The following is a 25259-nucleotide window of genomic DNA, read 5'->3' on the forward strand; positions in this document are numbered from 1 at the left end:
CCTATCCTATTTCTTATTTTGAGCAACGATCGCAACCCAATCTTCCATCTCTAATACTTCTACGATCGTAAATCCATGCTCTTCTAATTTAGCTTTTACATCGCGCTTTTTGCCTTGGATAATCCCAGACGTGATAAAATAACCACCTGGCTTTAAAGCTTTAGCTGTATCTTCAACAAACAAGAGTATGATTTCTGCTAAAAGATTCCCTACTACAAGGTCAACTGGACCTTCAATCCCTTTTAAGAGATCATTCTGATCAACATGCACTTTTTGGTTCACTTTGTTTAGTTTCACGTTTAAACGTGCAGAATTTACTGCCACTTCATCTAGGTCATACGCCTCAACTTTATTTGCACCTAACATAGCGGATGCAATGCTCAATACACCAGAGCCTGTTCCTACATCAATGACAGAATCACCTTCAGCTATATATTTTTCAATAGCTTGCAAACTCATCACTGTTGTTGGGTGAGTTCCTGTACCAAAAGCCATACCTGGATCAAGCTCAATAATAAGTTCATCAGAATGTACAGGTTTATAATCTTCCCATGTGGGAGTGATCGTGATCCGCTTTGAGATTTTTACCGGTTTATAGTATTTTTTCCAAGCGGTCGCCCATTCTTCTTCATTCACTTCTGAGATGGAAATCGTGTTCGCTCCGATATCAATGTCATATTTCACAAGGTTTGTGATTGCTTGTTTGATTTCTTCAACCGTTTCACCTAAAAAACTGTTAACGGGTAAGTAAGCTTTTAAAATTACTCCTTCTGAAGGATAATCAGAAGGGTTAAGCTGATAAATTTCGCCAAATACGGATTGACGCTCTTTAGAGAGGTCATCTACATCCTCAATCACAACTCCGCTAGCTCCCGCCTCATGTAAAATATTCGATACTGGTTCAACAGCTTCCTGAGTAGTGTGGATGCTAATCTCTGACCATTTCATCATATCAACTCCGTTTGTTAGTTTGGCTTTTAGAACATATTTATTACTTTGTTGCTCTTGTGAGTGGTTGATTTCCACTCCATGTGGCTCGCTTTCCGCGGGGCAGGCGGTGAGCCCTTTGCCGCTTTGCGCCGTTAAAGGTCTCACCTGACCGCCAGTCCCGCAGGAGTCTCGCCACCTTCCGTTACAATCAACCTGCTAAAGATGTTAATACATACAAAACAACAGGCTTTAGAAAGAGAATTATGAAAGCTTATTTAATGCATGTAGGAACAACTTATTTTACTCGCCTTTAAATGCTCGTTTTACTTTGTCGAAGAATCCATCTTGTTGTTCGTCTGGCATACTTCCGCTGATTTCTGAGAAGTCGCGAAGAAGCTGTTTTTGTTTTTCTGTTAAGTTTTTCGGTGTTATGACTTTGATTTGGATATGCTGGTCACCTTGACCTCTTCCATGAACATTCTTAACACCTTTTCCTCTTAAACGGAAATGAGTTCCTGTCTGTGTACCTGCTGGAATCTTCAGCTTAACTTTACCGTACAATGTTGGTACTTCAACCTCATCACCAAGCGCTGCTTGTGAGAACGTTAACGGCATCTCACAAAGGATATCATCTCCATCACGCTCAAAGAACTCGTGATCCGCTACTTGGAACACCACATAAAGATCACCTGCAGGACCACCGTTCACACCTGCTTCGCCGTGTCCAGACATACGGATCTGCTGGCCGTTATCTACACCAGCTGGCACTTTAACAGAAAGCTTCTTGTTCTTGCGTACTTTCCCATTTCCATGACACGTCTTACATTTTTCTTTTATGATCTTACCTTTTCCACTACAGTGGTTACATACTCGGCGATTTACAATACGGCCAAACGGTGTGTTTTGTTCAACGTTCAGCTGACCGCTTCCGTTACAATGCGAACACGTTTCAGGCTTTGTTCCTGGTTTAGCACCGGAACCATGACAAGTTTCACATGATTCTTCAGTAGGAATCTGTATTTCTGTCTCTTTTCCGAATACAGCCTCTTCAAAAGATAATCGAAGCCCATACTGAAGATCGTTTCCTTGACGGGGACCATTTGGATTTCTTCGTCCTCCGCCTCCACCAAAGAACATGTCAAAAATGTCGCCAAAACCATCAAAGCCTGCTCCGCCGCCACCGAAGCCTTGGTTAGGGTCGGTATGGCCAAACTGATCATAATGAGCTTTCTTTTGAGGATCACTCAATGTTTCATAGGCATCTTTTACTTCTTTAAATTTATTTTCCGCATCTGCCTCTTTATTAACATCTGGGTGATACTTTCTGGCAAGTTTACGGTATGCTTTTTTCACCTCATCGTTTGAGGCATTTTTATCTAATCCAAGTACTTCGTAATAATCTCGTTTACTCATATAGGACACTCCCGAATTCTCACATAAAAGTTATCTTACCATTGAATACCACCTGACTCAAGACGAAAAGTGCAAAGGTTTTGTTACGGTCTTAAGCCCAATGAACTCATAAGTCAACTCAGAAAAAAAGTCAAAGTCAAGATGACCTGACTTTGACTTTTATCTGCTAAGTGTTACTTTTTGTCGTCGTTTACTTCTTCATAATCAGCGTCAACGATGTTATCATCGTTCTTTGTTGATTGTCCTTCTGCATCGCCTTGTTGAGCCTGAGCTTGTTGAGCGGCTTGCTCATAAAGTTTTACAGAAAGTTGTTGAACGATTTCGCTCAAAGCTTCTTTTTCTTTCTTGATCGCTTCGATATCGTCACCTTCAAGAGCCTTTTTCAAGCTCTCTTTCGCTTCTTCAGCTTTTTTCACTTCAGCTTCGTCTACTTTACCTTCAAGGTCTTTCAACGTCTTATCCACTGTGAACACAAGCTGATCCGCTTCGTTTCTAGTGTCGATCTCTTCACGTTTCTTTTTATCTGCTTCTGCATTTTCTTCAGCATCTTTTACCATGCGATCGATCTCTTCATCAGATAGTCCTGTAGAAGATTTAATCGTGATGGATTGCTCTTTGTTCGTACCTAGATCTTTTGCACGTACGTTTACGATACCGTTCGCATCGATGTCAAAGCTCACTTCGATTTGAGGCACTCCACGTGGTGCTGGCGGGATCTCAGATAATTGGAATCTTCCAAGCGTTTTATTGTGCGCTGCCATTTCACGCTCTCCTTGAAGAACATGGATATCAACAGATGTTTGGTTATCAGCAGCCGTTGAGAACGTTTGAGATTTTGAAGTTGGAATCGTCGTGTTACGATCAATCAATCGAGTAAACACGCCGCCCATCGTTTCAATCCCTAATGAAAGTGGTGTTACATCAAGAAGAACAACATCTTTCACATCTCCAGCAAGTACTCCACCTTGAATGGCAGCACCAAGTGCAACAACTTCGTCAGGGTTTACGCCTTTATGCGGCTCTTTACCAGTAAATTTCTTGATTGCTTCTTGTACAGCAGGGATACGAGTCGATCCACCAACAAGGATAACTTTATCCAGGTCAGAAGGTGACATTCCAGCATCATTAAGTGCTTGACGAGTAGGTCCCATCGTACGTTCAACTAAGTCTGAAGAAAGGTCTTCAAATTTCGCACGGGATAAGTTTAACTCTAAGTGCTTAGGTCCAGAAGCATCAGCTGTGATGAATGGTAATGAGATCTGTGTAGTTGTTACACCTGAAAGATCTTTCTTCGCTTTTTCTGCAGCATCTTTTAGACGTTGTAATGCCATCTTATCTTGAGATAGGTCGATACCGTTCTCTTTCTTAAATTCGCTTACTAGATAGTCGATGATCACTTGGTCAAAGTCATCTCCACCAAGCTTGTTATCCCCAGATGTTGCTTTTACTTCGAAGAAACCATCACCTAGTTCAAGGATAGATACGTCAAACGTACCGCCACCAAGGTCAAATACTAAGATTGTTTGGTCTTCATCCTTTTCAAGGCCGTAAGCCAATGCTGCTGCTGTTGGCTCGTTCACAATACGCTCAACTTGAAGTCCTGCGATCTGTCCAGCATCTTTCGTAGCTTGACGCTGTGCATCGTTGAAATAAGCCGGAACGGTAATTACCGCTCTTTCAACTTTTTCTCCAAGATAGTCTTCAGCATGAGATTTTAATTTTTGCAAGATGATCGCAGAAATCTCTTGCGGCGTATAGTCTTTACCTTCAACTGTTTCTTTGTGATCTGTTCCGATGTAACGTTTGATCGACATAATCGTGTTCGGGTTCGTTACAGCTTGGCGCTTTGCTACCTCTCCAACAGAACGGTCTCCATCTTTGAACGCTACAACAGATGGTGTCGTACGGTTACCTTCCGGGTTTGGAATAACTACCGCTTCTCCACCTTCCATAACAGCTACACAAGAGTTTGTTGTACCTAAGTCAATACCGATGATTTTACTCATGTTTTTTCCCTCCATCATTCATATGTAGTTTTATCTACGCGTTTACTTTAACCATTGCTGGTCGAATAACTCGATCTTTTAACATATAACCTTTTTGCAGTTCTTCAATAACTGTATTAGACTCTGCTTCAGAATCCTCCACTTGCATAACTGCTTGATGCAGGTTGGGGTCAAATGTTTGACCGACTGACGGAATTTCTGTCAGCCCTTCTTGTTTCAGTGCATCTACTAGTTGACGATAAACCATTTCCATTCCTTGAATAAGGGTTTTGGTCTGCTCGTTTGTAGCTTCTGTCTTCAAAGCACGCTCAAAGTTATCGAGTGCAGGTAATAACTGTTCAAGAAGACTTTGAGATTTATATTTAAGGCTAGCTGCCTGTTCTTCTCTCGATCGGCGGCGGAAATTATCATAGTCCGCTTGAAGGCGAAGATTCTTTTGGCTAGCTTCCTCAAGCTTTGTTTCTAGCTCTGAAATACGTTGCTGCTCTTCAGTGAGAGGTTCTTCTGTAGTAGATTCCACTTCTTCAACAACTACTTCTTCTGTTTCTGTTACTTCTTCATTCACATCAGTTTGTGATTGATCTTGAGTGATGTCCTCTTTGCTCATGCTTTCACCTCCCTAAAGTAATCCACTAATTTGAAAAATCGTTTAATCGGTTCGTCATTTCCTTTGATAATGAATCTAGTAAAGAGATGACCTTTTGATATTCCATTCTGGTTGGACCGATTAATGAGATCGTACCTAAATGTTTACCATGCATCGTGTAAGAGGCATTGATCACACTGCAGTTTTTCATCGCTTCATGCTCATTTTCTGTTCCGATCCTTATGGTAAGCCCTTTTTCTGTAGATGACACGAGTTTCTCCATTAAATCACGCGTTTCTAAAAAATCCAGAAGCGGTCTAACTTTATCTAAATCTCTAAATTCCGGCTGAGAAAGCATATTTGTCTTCCCGCCATAAAAAAGCTTTTCCTTCTTGCTCCATAGAAGAAGCTGATCTAAGAAAACACCCATGTTCTGATAATCTTTAAGATGCTTTTTAAACACCGCCGAAAGTTCTTTTTGTATACGTGTGTTCAATTCTATCAATCGAACACCTGCAAGTCTTTCGTTTAGAATATTCACAAGCTTTTCTAGTTCTGAAGGTTCAATCGTATCAGGCAGCACGATCTGTCTATTCTCAACATGTCCCGTGTTCGTCACAAAGATCGCAACTGCCACTTGGGAAGAGATCGGAATGATCTGCATATGCTTTAACTTCATATCTAGTGCGTTAGGTCCTAACACAACCGATGTATAGTTTGTCAAATCTGATAGAATCTTAGCTGATTGATCAAATAATGCCTCTGCTTCCTGGACCTTTTCTGTAAATAGAAGTTCTGAATGACCGATCTCTCTTTCTTTCATAGAAAGAGAAGGAAGCAGGTGGTCCACGTAAAATCGATATCCTTTTTCAGATGGTATTCTACCAGATGATGTATGGGTTTTCTCTAGAAATCCAAGATCCTCCAAGTCCGCAAGTTCGTTTCGAATCGTTGCTGGACTGTAGGTAATGTCCTCTCGTTTAGAGATCGTACGGGAACCTACAGGCTCAACATGCTTAATATAGTCATCTATTAAAACACGAAGAATAAAGAGTTGTCGTTCCGTTAACATACCATCACCCCACTTGTTAGCACTCTTAAAGAGCGAGTGCTAAATCTATAATATAAGTTACCAAAAGGTACTCTCCGTTGTCAATCTAAAACTACACCAATAAATTCTTGGAAGACTTCGTTGCCTAAAGGTCTTCCATCCTTCGTTAAAAGAAGAGTGTTTTCTCTCTGTTCTAGCCAACCCTTCTGAATGAGTCTTTGAATAGGTTCTTTATAGATATCAAACATGGATCTGCCATATCGACTCATAAAAGTAGCATCAGAAACACCTTCCTGTTTACGAAGTCCCATGAACATTTCTTCTTCCATCTTTTCAGATAGTGGGACTTGATGTTCTTCGATATACGGAAAACCATGTTCCTCGACTAAATTCATATATTGTTTTAATGGACCTGCATTTCTTCTTCTTGTTCCTTCTACGTAACTATGAGCTCCAGCACCTATGCCGAAATATTCGTTATTGTTCCAGTATTGGAGATTATGCTTGCTCTCAAACCCTGGAATTGCAAAATTGCTGATCTCATATTGTTTGAATCCTTTTTTATCAAGAGCCTCAATTAAATAATCATACATCGCAGCTTCAAGCTCTTGCTCCGGAAGAATCAGCTTGCCTTTTTGAGCCAAGTTATAAAAAACGGTTTTCTTTTCAATCTGCAGCGAATAAGAAGAAATGTGAGGCACATCTAATGCTAATGCTTCATCTACCGATTCCTTAAACATATCCATCGTTTGGCCTGGCAGCCCAAACATGAGATCGATCGACATGTTATCAATACCTGCTTTTTTTGCTTCTGCAACTGTAGAATAGATATCTTCTTTGGTATGTGTTCTTCCTAATTTTTTTAACAAAGAAGACTGAAAAGCTTGAACGCCAACACTTAGCCTGTTAACTCCATTCGCTTTTAACACGGCGATCTTTTCTTTTGTTGTCTGCTCCGGGTTCGCTTCAACCGTGAATTCTTTAAGGAATCTGTTACCAAGCACTTCATTCACATCACTCAAAAACGTTTGCAGCTGTTTTTCGCTCAAAGAGGTTGGTGTTCCGCCACCTACGAAGATGGTTTCCATCTCATAATCCTTGAATCTGGACGTCGTATGGACCATCTCTTTTTTCATAGATTGTAAATATTCATCCACTGGCTGCTGATGAATAAATATCTTGTTAAAATCACAATAATGACAAATTTGTACACAGAATGGAATATGCAGATATGCAGCTTTAAGCAAGATGTTCACCGCCTTTTTGTCTCATAAATTAGGAAAGACCGCTAGAATTGCCTTCGCGGTCTTAAGTTGCTTTTTATTTGTTGTTATTTGTATCATCCATACGAAGGACGGCCATGAACGCTTCTTGAGGAACGTCTACTCTACCGATCGTCTTCATACGCTTCTTTCCTTCTTTTTGCTTATCTAAAAGCTTACGCTTACGTGAGATGTCTCCACCGTAACATTTAGCCAAAACGTTCTTACGTAATGCTTTAATGTTTGAACGTGCCACGATCTTTTGTCCGATTGCAGCTTGGATCGGCACTTCGAACTGTTGACGAGGAATAAGCTCTTTCAACTTTTCAACGACTACTTTTCCACGCTCATATGCAAAATCTTTATGAACGATTACCGATAATGCGTCGATCTTCTCATTGTTCAGTAATATTTCCATTTTAACCAGTTTAGATGGCTTATAACCAATCAATTCATAGTCTAGAGATGCGTATCCCTTTGTGCTTGATTTTAACTGATCAAAGAAATCATACACAATTTCAGAAAGAGGAATCTCATAAAGAACATTTACTCGGTTGTTTTCTAAATAATCCATCGTCATGAAGATACCGCGTTTCTTCTGACAGATCTCCATAATCGTACCAACATAATCGTTCGGTGTCATGATAGATGCTTTAACATACGGTTCTTCCACAACAGAAATCTTCTGTGCTTCTGGCATGTTCGCTGGGTTATCAACAACGATCTTTTCTCCATCTGTCATCGTAACATTGTAGATAACACTCGGAGCTGTCGCGATCAAGTCGATATTGAACTCTCGCTCGATACGCTCTTGAATGATCTCCATGTGAAGCAGGCCTAAGAATCCGCAACGGAAACCAAAACCAAGTGCTTGAGAGGTTTCAGGCTCATATTGAAGAGCAGAATCATTTAACACTAAACGTTCTAACGCTTCGCGAAGATCGTTATATTTCGCTGTGTCTACTGGATATAAACCACAGTATACCATCGGGTTCATCTTTCTATAACCAGGTAGAGGCTCAAATGCACCCTTAACGGCACTTGTTATCGTATCACCGACTTGTGTGTCTCCAACATTTTTGATCGAAGCTGTTAGGAAACCTACATCTCCAACCGTTAAGAAGTCCTTTTGTACGGCTTTAGGCGTAAACACCCCAAGTTCAAGGACTTCAAACTCTTTCCCTGTCGCCATCATCTTAATCTTATCGCCGACTTTAACCGTTCCTTCTGCCACACGAATATACGTAACGACGCCTCGATAAGGATCATAAAGTGAATCGAAGATAAGTGCTTTTAGCGGTCCTTCTGGATCCCCAGGTGGTGCCGGTACTTTTGCTACGATCTGTTCTAGAATATCTTGAATACCAATACCTGCTTTTGCTGAAGCAAGTACTGCCTCTGAAGCATCCAAACCGATAACGTCTTCGATCTCCTGGCGCACTCGTTCAGGCTCTGCACTCGGAAGATCGATCTTGTTGATAACAGGCAGGATCTCTAAGTCGTTCTCTAATGCCAGATACACATTCGCGAGCGTCTGTGCTTCGATGCCTTGAGCAGCATCTACGATAAGCAATGCTCCCTCGCAGGCTGCTAAGCTTCTAGACACTTCGTATGTAAAATCTACGTGTCCTGGGGTATCAATTAAGTGGAACGTATAAATTTCACCGTCTTTAGCTTTATATTGCAGCTGAACAGCATTTAATTTAATCGTTATTCCACGTTCGCGTTCAAGATCCATCGAGTCTAACAGCTGCTCTTTCATCTCACGCTGTGTTAGCGCACTCGTTTCTTCCAAAATTCTGTCCGCTAAAGTGGATTTTCCATGATCAATGTGAGCAATTATGGAGAAATTCCTTATTTTAGCTTGTCTTTTTAATTTTTCTTCTCTGTTCATTATACGTTCACTCCTACAATTTTAGGAAAAGTCACTAGCTTTGATTATAGCAATACAAAGTATCCGTTTCAATCACAACCTAAAAAATAGGGTGAAACTATGTTTTAAGTCAGCAGTAACTTCTTTACTAGATTTTCGTTCTGTTCATGTTATTAAATTCTTAAATTCATTCATTCTTAAATTGTTGGCTGAATGTCACCTAAATAAAAAGAACCACTAAAGGAAAATATCCTTTATGGTTCTAGGGTGAAAATACAGCTAACATCTCACTAATAATAACACCAAATATAGAGATCATGACACCAAAAGCTGAAGAGATCCAAGATGTAAGTCTTTGTCCAAGTGCTGAAAATACATTGAACGAATCTATTTCACTTAACTTTTCTTGTTTAGACTTGATGTCATGACTTGTAATCGAAGCAGGGTTCTTTTCCGTTTCTTCTTGTTTGATCCCAGAACTGGTGCTTGACTCAACACTTTCTTGTGAAGAGCCTTTTAGATCATCCATCTCAACCTGTGCTTTTTGAATACCAAATAAAACCCCAAATAAAAGAATAGTTACTAGTCCGAAACACTTTAACATAAATTTTGTCATGATCATTCCTCCACACGGGGATATACGATTTAAATTTATGCACAAGCTTGTCCAAACATGACTACAACTTAATGTGTATAAGAAGAAGTATTTCCTTGATCGATGCCGCCATGAAGAGCTGTGTTCAAACCGTTCGCCAAAACATTAGCCATATCTTCAATAAAAACATCCACCTCTTTCGGTGTAACCATCAAGTTATGCCCTATCGGAGCTAGCACTTCTCTGATCAATCGCTGCTTTTCATCCTCTTCTAAGACACCTACGATTCCTAAGAACGATTTACGATGACCCTCGTCAGGTAGATCATCATCTGTAAGGACTTTCTTTTCCCCGAACGTCATACCCGCTGGTAAAAGTGATTTAGAAGGTTTATCCTTTTCATTCATCTCACGTCCAAAGTGCTTTAGAATAAAATCAATCGTATCACTGGTGATCGTAGCCGCATCAACTACCGTAGGGATCCCGATAGAGATAACTGGAATCCCTAACGTTTCTTTACTAAGTTCTTTTCGCTTGTTTCCAACCCCCGACCCGGGATGGATACCTGTATTTGAAACTTGAATCGTAGCATTCACCCTTTCGATCGAACGAGATGCTAAAGCATCAATCGCTATAACGAAATCAGGATTCGCCTTTTTCACGATGCCATCGATGATATCACTCGTCTCTATCCCTGTAATGCCCATAACTCCAGGTGAAATCGCACAAACTGGCCGAAACCCTTCTTCTACGTTTTCAGGAGCTAACTCGAACAGATGCTTTGTGATGGTCAAATTCTCAACAACTAATGGTCCTAGAGAATCTGGTGTAACATTCCAGTTTCCTAATCCTACAACGAGACAAGTATCATCCTGCTTAATTCCTTGTTCTTTTAAGAAATGATTAAAATCATGTGCAAAAACTTCTTGTACGCGTTCTTGAAGCTTCGAATCTTTTTCACGAATTCCTTGAACCTCAAAAGTGACATACACGCCTGCTTTTTTCCCGGTAGTCTCTGCACCCTTTTCATCGATCTCTACTCTGACAATCTTAATTCCATCTCTATCTTTTTCATGTATAATGACACCTTCAAGCGTGCTTTTATTTACAACCTCATCTTCTTTTAGCAGCATATCGTGCGCTTCTATAGCCAGATCTGTTCGAACTGAATAGGCTGACAGGTCCAAATCCTTACCCATAATCTACCACCTTCCTTTGTATTATTTTTGCCGCAACTCTTCCTTTTCATTCTTGTATTGCATTTAGGGGTCGATTTTGATAGAATACTTTGTGTCCTATTTTTTGCAACGGAAAGTAATTTTGTTGCTCATGGTTCATTTAGGGAGGTGAATGGATTGGCTAATATTAAATCAGCGATTAAACGTGTAAAAACTAACGAAAAGCGTCGTGCACACAACGCTTCACTAAAGTCTGGCATGCGTACTGCTATCAAAAACTTTGAAGCACTTGCAGCTTCAAACAATGCAGAAGGTGCTCAAGCAGCTTTTGTTACTGCTTCTAAGAAGATTGACAAAGCAGCAAACAAAGGACTTATCCACAAAAATGCAGCTTCTCGCCAAAAGTCTCGTCTTGCTAAGGCTTTAAACGGTGTTAACGCATAAATTGAAGGATGAAACCCGAAAAACGGCCTTACACCAATAGGTCGTTTTTTTATTTTGCTCAAAAATGCTAAAAATCCAGCTCGAGTTTTATAGCAGAGCTGGATTTTTGTATGTTTTTGAATTAAATCCGGCAAGTTGTCATACATCGACAAACCATCATCTTCATTCTTTTTGACAATGAGACAAAAAAACCCTTTTCAACGTATGAAAAGAGGTTTGACTTAGACTTATGATCCTTGAGAGAGTTTAACGATCTCTAACTCCAGCAAAAGCGTTTTGTCCATTTGTCCGGTTTTTAATTTATAATCTGTTTCTGCAAATTCATTTAGACAGTTCCTAAGAAAAACTTCATGAAAGCGATTTGCATGTTTTGCAGCAAGTTTTACCGCATAAGGATGCAGTTTTAGAGAAGAAGCGATTTGCTTTTCTCCGTAACCTTTCTTCTGCAGCTCTTTTACGCCATTAATCATTCGAAATTGTCTCGTAATCAAAGCGTGGATCTGAATCGGCTCTTGATTTTGTTTCATTAGATCATAAAAACTTCTAAGAGCGAGTTCTGTTCTTTTATGCACCACATGATCAACTAATGCAAAGACATCATCCTCAAGAGTTCTTGCGACTAATGAATCTACAGTTTCCTTCGAAATAACTCCATTCTCACCTACAAAGAGAGCCATTTTTTCCATTTCTTTTGCCAATACTGCCATGCGTGTACCTAGCCTAGAAAGAAGCAACTGAACCGCTTCTCCATCGATGGATACCTCTAGATTCGCAGCTTCTTTTTGAAGCCATTTTTCAGCAGTATCGTTACTTAGCACTGAAACCTGAATCATTTCAGATTGTGTTTTAACCAATTTTACTATTTTCTTGCGTTCATCTAATTTTTCATGAGGAACTACGATGACTAACGTTGTATAATCTGCCGGATTTTGTATGTACTGTTCAAATACTTTGAAATCGTGTTCGATCTTTGATTTATCTTTGGCAGCTGTTAAGAAAGCTGCATTTTTTATAACGACGACGCGGCGATCTCCCAAAAAGGGCATCGTTTCTGCATCTTCCATTATCTCTTGAATCGAGTTTTCATCCAGATTATGCACACTTAAGTTAAAGTCCTTTTCGTCGGGAGACAAAAGTCCAGATATAGTTTGTATCGCTTCTTCTGCTAAATAAATTTCTGTGCCCCAAATCAGATAGATTGGGGATGATTCACCGTTCTTAATCTTCTTTTTTAATGTTTCTACTGTGAGCACCTTTTTCACCTCTACCTCTTATCCTATGAGGAACTAAGTGCATTTGCAAGCAAAAGAAGGAACAGCTCATATGTCTGTTCCTTCATTTATGATAAACACTAACACCAAAACGATATAATCGTTTAAGGTTAGCTTTAATAGGATATCCTATGCATTTTAAGTATATTGGTGACAACGAATCTCATCTTTGGTAAGTTTTAGATAAAACACGTAAAAGAAAGCATTTTCAGTATGGATTTTTTAAAAATGATAACGTATACTAAGGATGGATTAGGAGGGTTGTCACATGAATCATTTCGAAAAAGATGTACAGAGTAAGCGTAACGACCTTATTGATTCCGGTATGGGGTTTGTTGTATCGTTTGGATTTTTTACGGTAATCTTCGCTATCGGGGTCATTCTAAAAGCAATCGCATAATACATAAAAAAGACCGAATTTATTCGGTCCTTTTTTATTTTGCTGTTTTAACTTTCAACCTCTTTTTGTCTACCATTATCGAAACATCCCCATGCTCATCTGTCCGATAAATAGCAATACCTCTTTCTCTTAATCTTTTCAGAACATCTAGTGCTGGATGACCATATAAATTATTCTCGCCGGCTGAGATAATTCCATAACGGGGTGAGACGCTGTCTAAAAAAGAAGCAGTTGAAGATGTTACACTTCCGTGGTGACCAACCTTTAGAACATCAGTTTTTATTCTTGGAAAACTGTTCGTGATCTCAGTTTCAGCTTCAGCTTCAATATCACCCGTTAGTAAAAAAGTACGATCGTAGATCTTAAGCCAAAGAACGATAGAATTATTATTTGAGGTACTTTCTTCAGATCCTGGATGCAGAACGAAAAATAAGGAGTGAGTTGATTCCCATTGCATTCCCTTACCTAACTTCACCACATTTATATTTTTCTTGGCTGCTGTAGTCTCGATCAGCGTCTCAAGGTTGTTGCCTTTTTGTTTATTAGGCAAAAAAACATTGCTCACCATTATATTTTTAAGCAAAAACTCTCCTCCTCCAGCATGATCCGTATCTCCATGAGTAATGATTAACCCATCTACATGCCGAATTCCTTTTGCTTTTAAGAAAGGAAGCACGACTTCTTTTGTAACGTCATATTCTTCTTCTCTTTTTTCCCATTCTTCTTGATCGAATGAGACTGTACCACCAGTATCAATCATATAGACCGCTTTTCTATAAGGTAATTCCACAAGAATACTATCTCCTTGTCCTACATTTATAAAAGATACCGTTGCATTAGGGTTCGCATAAGGCAGTCCCCAATGGATGAAGCAAACAATTAGAAATGGCACTATACTCACTATGTGAATACGCTTAGTAAATTCCCATCTATAAAGAAAAAATAAGATCCCCGCAAAATAAAGTATAAATATCCATTCTGCCGGTCTTCCTAAAACAACTGCCATTTTGAGAAATTGTGCTCTTTCCATAAACATGACAGAAAAATAAAATAAGAGTTCAATAATCTCATTAACGATTAAAATCACTTTCGGAGCAAATATAGAAAGAAGCAGGCTAATAAAAGAGATGGGAAACAGCAGCATTGATACAAAAGGGATGTATAACACATTAAAGGGAATCGACAATAAGGAAAATTCAAAGAAATGATACAGAATGATCGGAAAGGAAAATATGGAACAGATAAAGGAAGTGATAATCAGTAATCTGAGAGGTGACGCGTTTTTGAGAACGTGAATAGAAGTGATCAAGACGAAGGTCATTAAAAACGAGAGTTGAAACCCAAGATCAAAAGCAAAGGAAGGATTGAAGCATAGCATCCCTATGCAAACAGCTGACAACAGTGTCACAGGGTGCACTTTTCTTCTTAACATCATGACGAGTATCACGATGATTCCCATCATACCTGCTCGTATGATCGAACTCTCTGCACCCGTTAGAACAATGTAAATTGGCAAAAAAAGGATGATTAATCCATAAGCTATCTCTTTCATAATACCTATCCGAACAAGGATTAAGTATAAAAAGTAAGTAACAATTCCAACATTAAATCCCGACACCGCTAATAGGTGGGTCAGTCCTAAACCTTGATAATAGTGAAGTGTTTCTGCTTCAATTCCATCTCTATATCCAAAGAGCAGAGCATTCATCAAACCAGCCGTGTTATTGGAAAAATGACTTTCTAATTCATTAATATTCTTACTTCTCCAAGCTTTTATGTGATCGTGAACACTTAAATTTTTTGACTTCACACAGTGATCCACACCAAACTCAATCGTTTTGAGAATCCAATAGATATCGTTGTTCTTTAAATACTCTTGATAATCCATTCCATAAAAATGGCTTTTTTTCCGAGGTTCCTCAAGTTTCCCTTCTAAGACGCAAGAAAAATTTACGCTTAACTTTTTAAGCTGTTCCTGTTCGGCTGCGGATTTTATTTTATGGTAGACAATAATTGTTTCATCCTTCGTTACAAGTTCAAAGCTCAATAGGTTACCATCTATTTTGGGAATTGATTTTATCTTGCCTGAAAACTTCATCTGCTCCTGTTGAAGCTTTGAGAAACTATTCATGTTATCGTAGTAAGAATAAACGAAGAAGACTGGGAGAAAAACGAGGACATAAACTGATTTTTTTTTGAGCTGTACAACAATAACGATAACCAGGATAGCCAGTAATACTAACCCGGTTACCGAAAAATGCTGAAATAGCCATAGCCCATAGAATGCAGAGCATGCGCTCAAGACGGCATATCTAGGGTTCATGCTTTATGAGTAAGAAATGTAGAAGGCAAGAAGTTCATTTCAACTTTTTCAACGATTACTCCTGCTTCTTTAAACTGTTCAATGCTATATGGATGATTTTTATAATCCTGACCATAATAGATTTTCTTAATACCGCTTTGTATGATCGATCTACAGCAATGCAGACAAGGGAAGTGGGTAACGTACATTTCGGCACCTTCTGTCGGTACACCGAACTTCGCGCATTGCAATAATGCATTCATCTCTGCATGAATCGTCCTCACACAATGTCCATCGATTACATAACAGCCTTCATCAATACAATGAACACCACCTGAGATCGAGCCATTATAACCTCCAGCGATAATTCGTTTATCTCTTACTATTGTTGCCCCTACAGCTAATCTAGTGCATGTACTTCTTAGGGCAAGCAATTGGCTTTGTGCCATATAATATTCGTTCCAAGATATTCGCTGCAACGCTAACCGCCTCCTCTTTTTCTATAACCCTAGTGTAGTATCCGTCTATTAAAGAATCAATAAAAACTCTCACTCAAAGCTAATTTGATCTTTCCATTGTTCAATGGTCTTTTCTCCGATCCCTCTTACTTCTAATAACTGTTCAAAAGAAGTGAACGGACCATTCTCTTCGCGATAGGAAATAATGCTTTGAGCTTTCGCAGGACCCACTCCGTTTAACGTTTGGAGCACTGTTTCATCCGCAGAGTTAATGTTAATTAGTGTGGTTTTTTCGTCCGCTGGATTACTTGATGCAGATGCAGGAATCAATTCAAACTCTTCACCTTTCTGAGCAACATATACGATCATCTCATCGGATATTTTTAACGCTTGGTTAACAGAACGAACTTCAGCTCTATCTGTAAAGCCCCCAGCCATCCGTATGGCATGTAACACACGGTCTCCTTCTTTCAACTCGTAAACTCCTGGACGCGTTACACTTCCTTGCACATCAACCATAATTTTATTCTTTTCTTTACTGATACCCTTATTATTACGCTTAGGCTTATCGGCGGAATTCGGCGTTTCCGATTCTATTTGTTTAGGTATTTGTGAGGTTGTGGGCATATTTGGTTCACTTTGAAAATAATTCATTAGAGATACAATAATTACAAGGATCAAAAATATGCCACCGCCAATGAACCAGCTCATATGTTGCTTATACTTTTCCATAAATTCACCTTCTTAAATAGGCTTGAACTTGCAAAAAACATATTTGATAAACAACGTGCATAAATTTGAACGTAGAGGAAGGAGGTTCAGATATGAAGGTTGGAATTATCGGAACCGGAAATATGGGAAGCGTTCTTGCTTCTTCTTTTATCGAATCTTCAGCCATTCAGCCATCAAGGCTCATGGTCACTAACCGTACATTGTCAAAAGCGGAGAGGCTGCAGAATGCCTATCCGAAAATGAAGGTTGGGAATAATCCTGAAGAGGTTTTTCGTTTCGCTGAGATTGTGTTTATATGTGTGAAACCACACGAGTTTTATTCGTTGCTTTCTAGCAATAAAGATTCTATCTCTAAACATCAACTGCTCGTTTCTATTACGAGTCCTATTTCCTGCGAACAGTTGGAAGATCTGCTAGATTGTAATATTGCAAGAGCTATCCCGAGCATAAATAACCGGGCACTAGCCGGATCATCTCTTGTATCGTTCGGAAAAAGGTGTCACCCTGATTACAAAGAGAAGCTGCTATCTTTGATGAGCAATATTTCTACACCACTCGTTATCGATGAAAACATCACGAGAATCTCTTCTGATATTGCAAGTTGCGGTCCTGCATTTATCGGTTATGTTCTGCAATGCTTTATTAATTCTGCAGTCGATCAGACCGATATCACAAAAGCACAGGCAACCCAACTCGCAAGCGATATGATCATCGGAATGGGAAAACTACTTGAAAAAGATATCTATACATTACCAACACTCATTCAGAAGGTATGTGTAAAGGGTGGTATCACAGGAGAGGGTATTAAGATTCTGAGTAATGAAGTGGACGAAGTATTCGACCATGTCATTAAGCGTACTCACGAAAAATATCATGAAGAATGCGACAAAGTAAGTCAACAGTTTGAAGTGAAAGAAGAACTTAAGTAATTTCTATCGTCATTATAAAACATCTAAAAAAAGAAAGCCGGGATCTAAATCCCGGCTTTCTATAGTTCATCGAACCCGTTTTCATCAGAAACTTTTGTGTATTGTCTCGATTTTTGCTCAAAAAAATCGCTTTTTCCTGAATTCACATCAGAATATGCTTTTATCCAAGGAAGTGGATTCTTACTATGATTTGGGTATAGTTTATTAAAACCTAATTCGTTCAATCGTTTATTTGCCATGAATTTGATATATGCTTCTAGATCGGATTCATCAATTCCCTCAAATGAATTTCCTATAATATACTTACTCCATTTGATTTCAAGCTCAGCGGCTCGGTGAAACGTATCTCTCGCAAACCTCTCCAGTTCTTCATCTCTCAATTGCGGATCATCTTCTATTACAGCCTTGAAAATTTGAGTGAACAGATACACATGCAGCTGTTCATCTCGGTTAATATAGTTGATCATCGTTGAAGTTGAGACCATCTTTTGATTTCTGGCTAAATTATAGAAGAAGCTGAATCCAGAATAAAAATTCAATCCTTCAAGAATCACGTCGTAAATAATAGATTTCAAAAAGGATTGAGGGGTAGGATTTTGAAGAAATTCCTGATACCCTTCTACAATGAAGTCATTCCTCTCTCTTAGCACCTCATCCGTTTTCCAGTATTCGAATATTTCATCCTGCTTGGACTTCGGTACCAAGGAAGACAACACGTAAGAGTAGGACTGATTATGAACGACTTCTTGAAACGATAGAGTGGCCATTAGCGCAGCAAGACTTGAATCTGTTAAATACGCTGCAACCTTGCTCGAATAATCTGTTTGAACACTATCTAAGAACGCCAATAAACCAATAATCTTATTAAAAGTATCTTGCTCTTTTTCACTCAAGTTTACATATTGCTTGCTGTCACTCGACATGTTGATCTCAAATGGCGTCCAAAAATTAGCCAACATGTTTTTATATAAAGGATAAGCCCATTTATATCTCACATCGTCCCAGTTTAATATGTTTGAACTCTTCCCGTTTATTATTCCTGTAGATCGGTTAGGAGCTTCCACATCATAGATTCTTCTCTCTTTGAGTTGTTCAGTCTCTTTAACTTTCACAGCTTTCACACCCTTCTAACTCAATCGACGTGGATCTGGTATAATAGGTAGTCTTCAAGCCTTTTTTAAAGCTAAGCATATGAAGGTGTAACAGTTCTTTTGCTTTAATATTGTGATTGACATAGAGATTAAACGAAATGGACTGATCCACGTGTCGTTGTCTAGCTGCGTTCTGTTCAATACTCCATGTTTGATCGATTAAGAATGCAGATTTATAAAACCAAGTCGTGTCTGCATCTAAGTCAGGTGCCGTTACAGGTATTTTGTAATTCTTTTTTTCTTCAGAATAGAATTTTTTAAATATCGGATCCACGCTCGGCGTCGAATTTGCGATGATCGACGTTGATGAATTCGGTGCAACTGCAATAAGGTATCCATTCCTTAGACCGTGCATATTCACTCTTTCTTTTAAACTCTTCCACTCTTCAGAATAATAGTTACGCTTCGAAAAGTAGTTTCCGGTCTCCCAATCCGAACCTGAAAATGCCGGATATCTTCCCTTTTCTTTCGCAAGCTCACAACTAGCATTGATGACATGATAATTAATCATTTCATACAGGTTATCAGCATACGAAACGGCTTCTTTACTTTCCCACTTGATTCCCTCTTTCGCTAAAAGGTGGTGCCATCCAAACGTACCTACACCGATCGCGCGATATTTCTTATTCGTAAGTTCTGCTTGAGGTACATCTATGCGATTTAGATCAATAACGTTATCAAGCATTCTGATCTGGATATCGATGACTCTTTTAAGTACTTGATCACTGATAACTTTTGCCAGTGAAAGAGATGATAGATTACAAACAACAAAATCCCCTGGCGTTTTCCTGATAACGATTTCTCCGTTTGCAGCTTCCTCTGACGTGACAACCGTTGCAGACATGTTTTGCATGATCTCTGTGCACAGGTTAGAAGCATAGACCATCCCTTTGTGAGAATTAGGATTTAACCGGTTTACAGTATCTCGATAAAACATGAACGGTGTTCCCGTTTCAAGTTGCGACTTCATGATCCGTTTCATGATCTCGATCGCAGGAACACACTTTTTTGAAAGTCTCTCATCTTCTACACAATCTCTATATCTCTCTCTAAAGCTTCCTGATCCAACTGTTTCATCATAGAAATCTTCTAACGAATAGCCTTTGATTTTTCTTACTTCATGAGGATCGAACAGATACCAATCCTCGCGTCTTTCCACCAGTTCCATGAAAAGATCCGGCAGACACACACCAGTAAATAGGTCATGTGTCCTCATTCGTTCATCACCATTGTTTAACTTTGCATCTAAAAACTCTAAGATATCTTTATGCCAAATATCCAGATAGACCGCTATCGCTCCTTGTCTCTGTCCAAGCTGATCTACAGAAACTGCCGTGTTATTCAATTGCTTCATCCACGGTATGACACCTGATGAGTTTCCTTTGAATCCTTTAATGTCTGAACCTCTAGCCCTAATCTTACCAAGATAGATACCCAGTCCGCCGCCACCTTTGGAAACAGTTGCTGCATCTGTATTAGAATCAAAGATTCCTCTTAAACTATCGTCGATCGTATCAATAAAACAAGAACTAAGCTGACCGTAACTCTTGCCTGCATTCGCTAAAGTCGGAGTGGCAACCGTCATATAAAGGTTCGAGAGCGCCCAGTATGCTTCTTCGACTAATTGAAGTCTATTCGTTGGATTCTCGTCTCTCATTAAAAACAATGCGATCAGCATCCAACGCTCTTGTGGCAATTCATAGATTTCATGGTTGAACCCTTTTGCCAAATATCGATCAGCAAGCGTTTTAAGTCCGATGTATGTAAAAAGCTTATCTCTAGATGGATCGATCATACTTTCAGCTTTCTCCAAATCTTCCTTTGAGTATGCTGATAGAATGGTATCATCATATATATTCATACTTACTAACTTTGTAACCAATCCATAGAAGTTTGTATATGGCCTATTTTCTGGCTCCATTCGATTAATCATCACTTCTTCATATAACTGCCTTAAATAGATCTCTGAAGCTACAAATGTCCACTGTGGGTTCTCTGCATTTAGTCCATTTAGCGCCTCCATGATCAACTGTCTATAAAGTGAGCTGGGTTCTTGTGTATGACTTTCCAATTTCTCCGCATTTCTTAAAAAGTTTTCAGCTTGTATGTTCGGGAAATTTTTGACACAACTCCTCAACCACTCCCCGAGTAAAGAGTCTTCAGTTGTCATTTTCATAGTTAATACACTCCTTAGTCATAATAAAAACCCTCTTCCATCAGGAAGAGGGTAAAAGAATCACGTGTATTTTGCCAGACAATCGTCCGTATAAAACAGCCGCAGTTCTTTCTCCCAATCCCCGAGGAAAAGAAAATAGGAGTCTTCAGGCAGGTCTACTGGCTTTTGCTTCTCCCTACTTTGGGCCTTCCCATACAGCAGTCATTATAAATAACTAATCTGTACAGTGGCTATTCCATTTCGTCCACAATTACAGTTGCGGGGACAGCTTCGGCATTGCACCGAATTCCCTATTAAGCCGGATAATCCGGCACCTGAATTCTCCATATATAGGTTTGTACTATATACTTTGACACTAAATATAGTGAATGTCAATAAATTATCTATCGTTTATTGTGCGACATATCCACCGTCGATCACAATCGCTTGCCCTGTAACACCTTTCGCGTTTTCACTTGAAAGAAAGAGTGTATAATCTGCAATTTCCTGAACATCTAACAATCTTTTTTGTGGAACTAGAGGATAGATGACTTCTTCCAAAACTTTTTCTAACTCTACGTTCCTCGTTTTAGCCAGATCTTCTAATTGCCCTCTTACAAGAGGTGTGTCAACATACCCCGGACAAACCGCATTTACCGTTATTCCATAGGGTGCACCCTCTAAGGCAGCCACCTTCGTTAGACCAATAACTCCATGTTTCGCACTGTTGTATGCTGATTTCCCCGCAAAACCTACAAGTCCATTAATGGACGCCATGTTGATGATGCGTCCGAATCCTTGTTGTTTCATGATAGGAAATACATGTTTGGTTGCAATAAATGGAGCCGTAAGCATTACACTGATCAATTGCTGGAATTTCTCAGTCGGGAATTCTTCAAGTGGAGATACATACTGCAATCCTGCGTTATTGACGAGGACATCAATGCGTCCGAAATATTTCAGTGTTTTGTCCAACGCTTTTATTATATCTTCTTCCTTGGTCACATTACAGCCAAGTCCGATTGTATCAAGACCATCTTGAGCTAACAGTTGTGCAGATTCTTTTGCCTTCTCTTCATTCAAATCACTGATCACAACTTTTGCACCTTGTTCAGCAAAAGCCTTTGCTAACTGCAAACCGATTCCACTGGCTGCTCCCGTAATAAAAACAACTTTCCCCTCAACAAACGCTCTCATGGAATAATTACTCCTTTATTAGAAAAAATGGTTTAAACGATACCAAAGCCATAATACAAACCAATGATTACAAACACGGCGACCGTTTTAATGATAGTCATCGCAAAAATATCGATATACGCTTGTTTATGAGTTAAACCTGTAACGGCTAACAGAGTAATAACAGCACCGTTGTGAGGGAGTGTATCCATTCCACCACTTGCCATTGAAGCAACACGGTGAAGCACTTCTGTATCAATTCCTAGTTTATCTGCTTGTGCGATATACGTTTCACTCATGGTTGCGAGTGCTATACTCATCCCCCCAGACGCCGATCCAGTGATACCTGCTAACGTGGTAGTGGTAACCGCTTCATTGATCAGCGGGTCTTTAATCGTATTTGACATCGCCGAATTTACTGCAGTAAAGCCAGGAAGTGCTGCAATTACACCACCAAATCCATATTCTGATGCTGTATTTAATGTTGCAAGTAACGCTCCGCCTATGGATAGATTAATTCCTTTATTAAAATTGTTTTTAATCCTCTTGAAAGAGAACAACAGAACCGTAACGATACCAATGATCAAAGCTCCTTCAACTGCCCATACAGCAGCAAGTGATGGGATCTGAATTTCAGGCACGTTCTTCATGCCAATAGAAGAAAAATCAAACGTCTTACCGTAATACTGAGGAATTAGAACGGTGAACCATTTATTGAACACTCCTACTAAAATAAGCGGAAGAATCGCTATAAAAGCATTTGGTAGATTTTCAGAATCCAGCTTTTCAGGCTCATTCGTATGACCTGTTCCGTATCCTTCACCTTTTGCTGCCGCTTGTCTACGTCTCCACTCAAGGTAGATCATACCCAAGATGAAAACAAACATTCCTCCAATAAACCCGAGCCATGGTGCAGCCCATGTTGTTGTTCCGAAGAAAGATGTAGGAATTATATTTTGAATCTGCGGACTCCCTGGAAAAGCATCCATCGTAAACGTGAAAGCACCTAAAGCAATCGTACCTGGTATGAGTCTTTTAGGAATATCAGCAAGTTTAAAAAGTTCAGATGCAAACGGGTAGAGCGCAAAAGCAACAACAAATAATGACACACCGCCATAAGTTAAAATTGCCCCTACAAGTACGATTGCAAGCATCGCTCTAGCAGGTCCGATCAGTTTGATGACAAACTGAGTGATTGATTTTGCAAAGCCTGACATTTCGATGACTTTCCCGAATATCGCTCCTAATAAGAAGACCGGGAAATAGAGTTTAATGAAACCTACCATCTTCTCCATAAACACTCCAGAGAAGAAAGGCAATACGTGACCAGGTTCAGTAAGCAATACAGCAAACAATGCAGCGATCGGCGCGAATAATATGACGCTGAATCCTCTGTAAGCTACGAACATTAAAAAGAATAGTGCTAATAAAATAATAATAATGTCCATTTTCAAGTTCCCCCATTCTATCAATTTAACACTTTTAAAGCGCTTTCATTTTTTTAGCATCATCACCTTTCCTTGTCCTTTACACCCTGTAATACATTTGCAAGTTTCATGCCAACGTTAAACCCTTAAGTCAGTTCCGTAACCTTTGTTCCTTTTGTAAGTAGTTGATTTTCCGTTTCTAGATGCCCGCTTTCCGCGGGGGCAAGCGGTTTTTTTCACTCCTGCCTGTCCGGGAAGTGTCTCTTACCATACAATTCAATCAACAGTCAAAGAAGAAAATGCTAAAGATCAAAAATCAAAATACTAAAGTGAAACTAGCTGCACCAATTCTACCTTTCCGGAAAAACGGAAGAAAAATAAATATATTTCCGGTTTGTAATGATAAAAATGACAAATAAAACAAAGTGATATGGGTAAGTACGGCTTTAATTAACAAAATGAAGCATTCCGAAAAACCGGAAGTTGATTCCGGTTTTTCGGAAAAACGGAATAGGTTAACGAATGTTGTATTTTTTAATCTTATCATACAGGTTCGTTTTTCCGATTCCTAGATGTTTGGCAACACGCATAATATCCCCATCCATCGTGTCCAAGTAATAAGAAATCACATTTTTTTCAGTTTCTTGAACGTGTTCTTTAAGGGTCAGCTGTTTTTTATTGATCCCGAGTTTTTCTTTTAAAAAATCAGGAAAGACATCTAACGATAATCTGTCACTATGTGTAAGCTGGATGGCTGCTTCTACAAAATTCTTAAGTTCTCTCGCATTACCCGGCCAGCTGTAGGCTAAGAATGCTTCTTTAACATCATCATCAGTACTAAGGATTCTTTTACCTGTTTCAGCACAGTTCAATCGGATAAAATTTTCTGCGAGAGGCCATATATCTTCTTTCCTTTCACGAAGTGGCGGGATTTGAATTTGGAGAACATTTATACGATAGAACAAATCTTCGCGAAACTTATTTTCATTGATTAAGCTCTCTAAAGGACGATTTGTAGCCGCGATTACCCTGACATTTACTTTTTGTGTATGTACTGAACCTATTGGCTCTACTTCCTTTTCTTGAAGAACACGCAGCAATTTTATTTGCATGCTTTGAGGGAGATCCCCAATCTCGTCCAAGAACAATGTGCCACCGTCTGCAAGCTGAAACTTACCTAATTTACCTCCCTTCTTTGCTCCAGTAAATGCTCCTTCAGAATAGCCGAACAGTTCTGATTCAAACAAATGCTCCGGAACCGCTCCACAATTTAATTTGATAAAGGGCTTTCCACTTCTTTCACTCAATTGATGAATGCTATGAGCCAGTAATTCTTTTCCTGTTCCGCTCTCCCCCCGAATCAACACCGATAGATCTCCACTGGCAATATTTTTCACATGCTTCTTTACTTTTTGGACTTCACTTGATGTACCTGCAAAATCATTCAATGTATAGGAAGCACCATTAATTTCTTCCCACTCTTTTTTATAAAAATTGAGTTCGTGAAGAAGGGCTTTTATGTGAGAGTTCATCTTTTTCCATTGCTCTGTGTCTCTAAATATGACTGTACCCACAGCTCCTATCACTTTTCCTTCGTTTAGGATAGGAATGCGGTTTGCGATCATGTAGTTGCCTCTAATGAACTGAAGGTCTGCAATCTCAACTTTTCCTTGTAATACGTCTTTGTGCATTTTTGTATTTTCAATTACATTTGTAACATGCTTTCCTATTACTTCTTTAGGATTTTCGCCAAGAAACTCGCAGTACGTTTTATTCATGTATCGGACGATTCCTTCGTGATCAACAACGACTATCCACTCGTAAGCACTATCGATGATCGTTTCTAGAATGTTGTTCTTGAACAATGGATCTTGATCAAACATGTATATCACCTAATTCTATAGAAAAGTATTAAATCTT

The 25259-nt window shown here is 39.3% G+C and carries 21 protein-coding genes and 1 riboswitch; of the genes, 3 read left to right on the plus strand and 18 right to left on the minus strand.

From position 1 onward, the window contains the following. Window positions 1-6: 6 nt before the first annotated feature. The 9 genes from prmA to gpr form a co-directional block, all read right to left on the minus strand. Window positions 7-948 (minus strand): 50S ribosomal protein L11 methyltransferase, encoded by a 942-nt coding sequence (gene prmA, locus ACNJYY_RS14285; protein WP_416731882.1) that lies wholly within the window; start codon window positions 946-948, stop codon window positions 7-9. Window positions 949-1230: 282 nt separating this feature from the next. Further along, complete coding sequence (gene dnaJ, locus ACNJYY_RS14290) at window positions 1231-2343, minus strand: molecular chaperone DnaJ (protein ID WP_416729014.1); 1113 nt, start codon at window positions 2341-2343, stop codon at window positions 1231-1233. A gap of 173 nt (window positions 2344-2516) precedes the next feature. Next, entirely contained in the window at window positions 2517-4349 is a 1833-nt protein-coding gene (dnaK, locus tag ACNJYY_RS14295) for a molecular chaperone DnaK (RefSeq protein WP_144698975.1), read from the minus strand. Between the two features lie 34 nt (window positions 4350-4383). Continuing rightward, a complete protein-coding gene (grpE, locus tag ACNJYY_RS14300) occupies window positions 4384-4956 on the minus strand; it encodes a nucleotide exchange factor GrpE (protein WP_416729015.1) in 573 nt (190 codons plus the stop codon). Between the two features lie 25 nt (window positions 4957-4981). Further along, complete coding sequence (hrcA, locus tag ACNJYY_RS14305; RefSeq protein ID WP_416729016.1) at window positions 4982-6007, minus strand: heat-inducible transcriptional repressor HrcA; 1026 nt, start codon at window positions 6005-6007, stop codon at window positions 4982-4984. An 80-nt stretch (window positions 6008-6087) separates the two neighbouring features. After that, window positions 6088-7233 carry a radical SAM family heme chaperone HemW gene (hemW, locus tag ACNJYY_RS14310; protein ID WP_416729017.1) on the minus strand — a complete coding sequence of 382 codons (1146 nt, stop codon included), beginning with the start codon at window positions 7231-7233 and terminating at the stop codon, window positions 6088-6090. 73 nt (window positions 7234-7306) lie between these two features. Continuing rightward, window positions 7307-9142, minus strand: coding sequence for a translation elongation factor 4 (gene lepA, locus ACNJYY_RS14315; protein WP_416729018.1), 1836 nt, complete (start codon window positions 9140-9142; stop codon window positions 7307-7309). Between the two features lie 241 nt (window positions 9143-9383). Beyond that, window positions 9384-9737, minus strand: coding sequence for a DUF3679 domain-containing protein (locus ACNJYY_RS14320; protein ID WP_416729019.1), 354 nt, complete (start codon window positions 9735-9737; stop codon window positions 9384-9386). Window positions 9738-9805: 68 nt separating this feature from the next. Then, a complete protein-coding gene (gene gpr, locus ACNJYY_RS14325; protein ID WP_416729020.1) occupies window positions 9806-10915 on the minus strand; it encodes a GPR endopeptidase in 1110 nt (369 codons plus the stop codon). Between the two features lie 156 nt (window positions 10916-11071). On the opposite strand from gpr, the gene rpsT reads away from it, so the two are divergent. After that, complete coding sequence (rpsT, locus tag ACNJYY_RS14330; RefSeq protein ID WP_066291124.1) at window positions 11072-11338, plus strand: 30S ribosomal protein S20; 267 nt, start codon at window positions 11072-11074, stop codon at window positions 11336-11338. 227 nt (window positions 11339-11565) lie between these two features. On the opposite strand, the gene holA is transcribed toward rpsT, so the two are convergent. Beyond that, the gene (gene holA / locus ACNJYY_RS14335) at window positions 11566-12600 is read right to left on the minus strand and encodes a DNA polymerase III subunit delta (RefSeq protein WP_416729021.1); all 1035 of its coding nucleotides are present in this window, start codon (window positions 12598-12600) and stop codon (window positions 11566-11568) included. A gap of 277 nt (window positions 12601-12877) precedes the next feature. On the opposite strand from holA, the gene ACNJYY_RS14340 reads away from it, so the two are divergent. Further along, the gene (locus ACNJYY_RS14340) at window positions 12878-13009 is read left to right on the plus strand and encodes a YqzM family protein (RefSeq protein WP_082820577.1); all 132 of its coding nucleotides are present in this window, start codon (window positions 12878-12880) and stop codon (window positions 13007-13009) included. Window positions 13010-13043: 34 nt separating this feature from the next. Here ACNJYY_RS14340 and ACNJYY_RS14345 read toward each other — a convergent pair whose 3' ends face one another. The 3 genes from ACNJYY_RS14345 to ACNJYY_RS14355 form a co-directional block, all read right to left on the minus strand. Next, window positions 13044-15332 (minus strand): DNA internalization-related competence protein ComEC/Rec2, encoded by a 2289-nt coding sequence (locus ACNJYY_RS14345; RefSeq protein WP_416729022.1) that lies wholly within the window; start codon window positions 15330-15332, stop codon window positions 13044-13046. Continuing rightward, complete coding sequence (locus ACNJYY_RS14350) at window positions 15329-15790, minus strand: ComE operon protein 2 (RefSeq protein ID WP_066396327.1); 462 nt, start codon at window positions 15788-15790, stop codon at window positions 15329-15331. Before ACNJYY_RS14350 ends, ACNJYY_RS14345 begins: the two co-directional genes overlap by 4 nt. Before the next feature lie 69 nt (window positions 15791-15859). Further along, complete coding sequence (locus ACNJYY_RS14355; protein ID WP_416729023.1) at window positions 15860-16501, minus strand: helix-hairpin-helix domain-containing protein; 642 nt, start codon at window positions 16499-16501, stop codon at window positions 15860-15862. A 92-nt stretch (window positions 16502-16593) separates the two neighbouring features. Here ACNJYY_RS14355 and comER point away from each other — a divergent pair, with 92 nt between their 5' ends. Beyond that, complete coding sequence (gene comER, locus ACNJYY_RS14360) at window positions 16594-17430, plus strand: late competence protein ComER (protein WP_416729024.1); 837 nt, start codon at window positions 16594-16596, stop codon at window positions 17428-17430. Window positions 17431-17489: 59 nt separating this feature from the next. Here the strand turns inward: comER and ACNJYY_RS14365 are convergent, their stop codons facing one another. The 5 genes from ACNJYY_RS14365 to ACNJYY_RS14385 form a co-directional block, all read right to left on the minus strand. Further along, the gene (locus ACNJYY_RS14365) at window positions 17490-18542 is read right to left on the minus strand and encodes a ribonucleotide-diphosphate reductase subunit beta (RefSeq protein ID WP_416729025.1); all 1053 of its coding nucleotides are present in this window, start codon (window positions 18540-18542) and stop codon (window positions 17490-17492) included. Then, entirely contained in the window at window positions 18532-20757 is a 2226-nt protein-coding gene (locus ACNJYY_RS14370) for a ribonucleoside-diphosphate reductase subunit alpha (RefSeq protein ID WP_416729026.1), read from the minus strand. The genes ACNJYY_RS14365 and ACNJYY_RS14370 overlap by 11 nt, the downstream gene beginning before the upstream one ends. A 130-nt stretch (window positions 20758-20887) precedes the next feature. Then, a riboswitch (cobalamin riboswitch) is annotated at window positions 20888-21090 on the minus strand. A gap of 57 nt (window positions 21091-21147) precedes the next feature. Further along, on the minus strand, window positions 21148-21933 hold the full coding sequence (locus ACNJYY_RS14375; protein WP_416729027.1) for a 3-hydroxybutyrate dehydrogenase: 786 nt from the start codon (window positions 21931-21933) through the stop codon (window positions 21148-21150). 32 nt (window positions 21934-21965) lie between these two features. Continuing rightward, window positions 21966-23360, minus strand: coding sequence for a GntP family permease (locus ACNJYY_RS14380; protein WP_416729028.1), 1395 nt, complete (start codon window positions 23358-23360; stop codon window positions 21966-21968). Between the two features lie 494 nt (window positions 23361-23854). Next, window positions 23855-25222 carry a sigma-54 interaction domain-containing protein gene (locus ACNJYY_RS14385; RefSeq protein WP_416729029.1) on the minus strand — a complete coding sequence of 456 codons (1368 nt, stop codon included), beginning with the start codon at window positions 25220-25222 and terminating at the stop codon, window positions 23855-23857. Between the last annotated feature and the right edge of the window lie 37 nt (window positions 25223-25259).

The organism is Fictibacillus tiangongensis (genome assembly GCF_048083785.1).
Lineage (GTDB): Bacteria > Bacillota > Bacilli > Bacillales > Fictibacillaceae > Fictibacillus.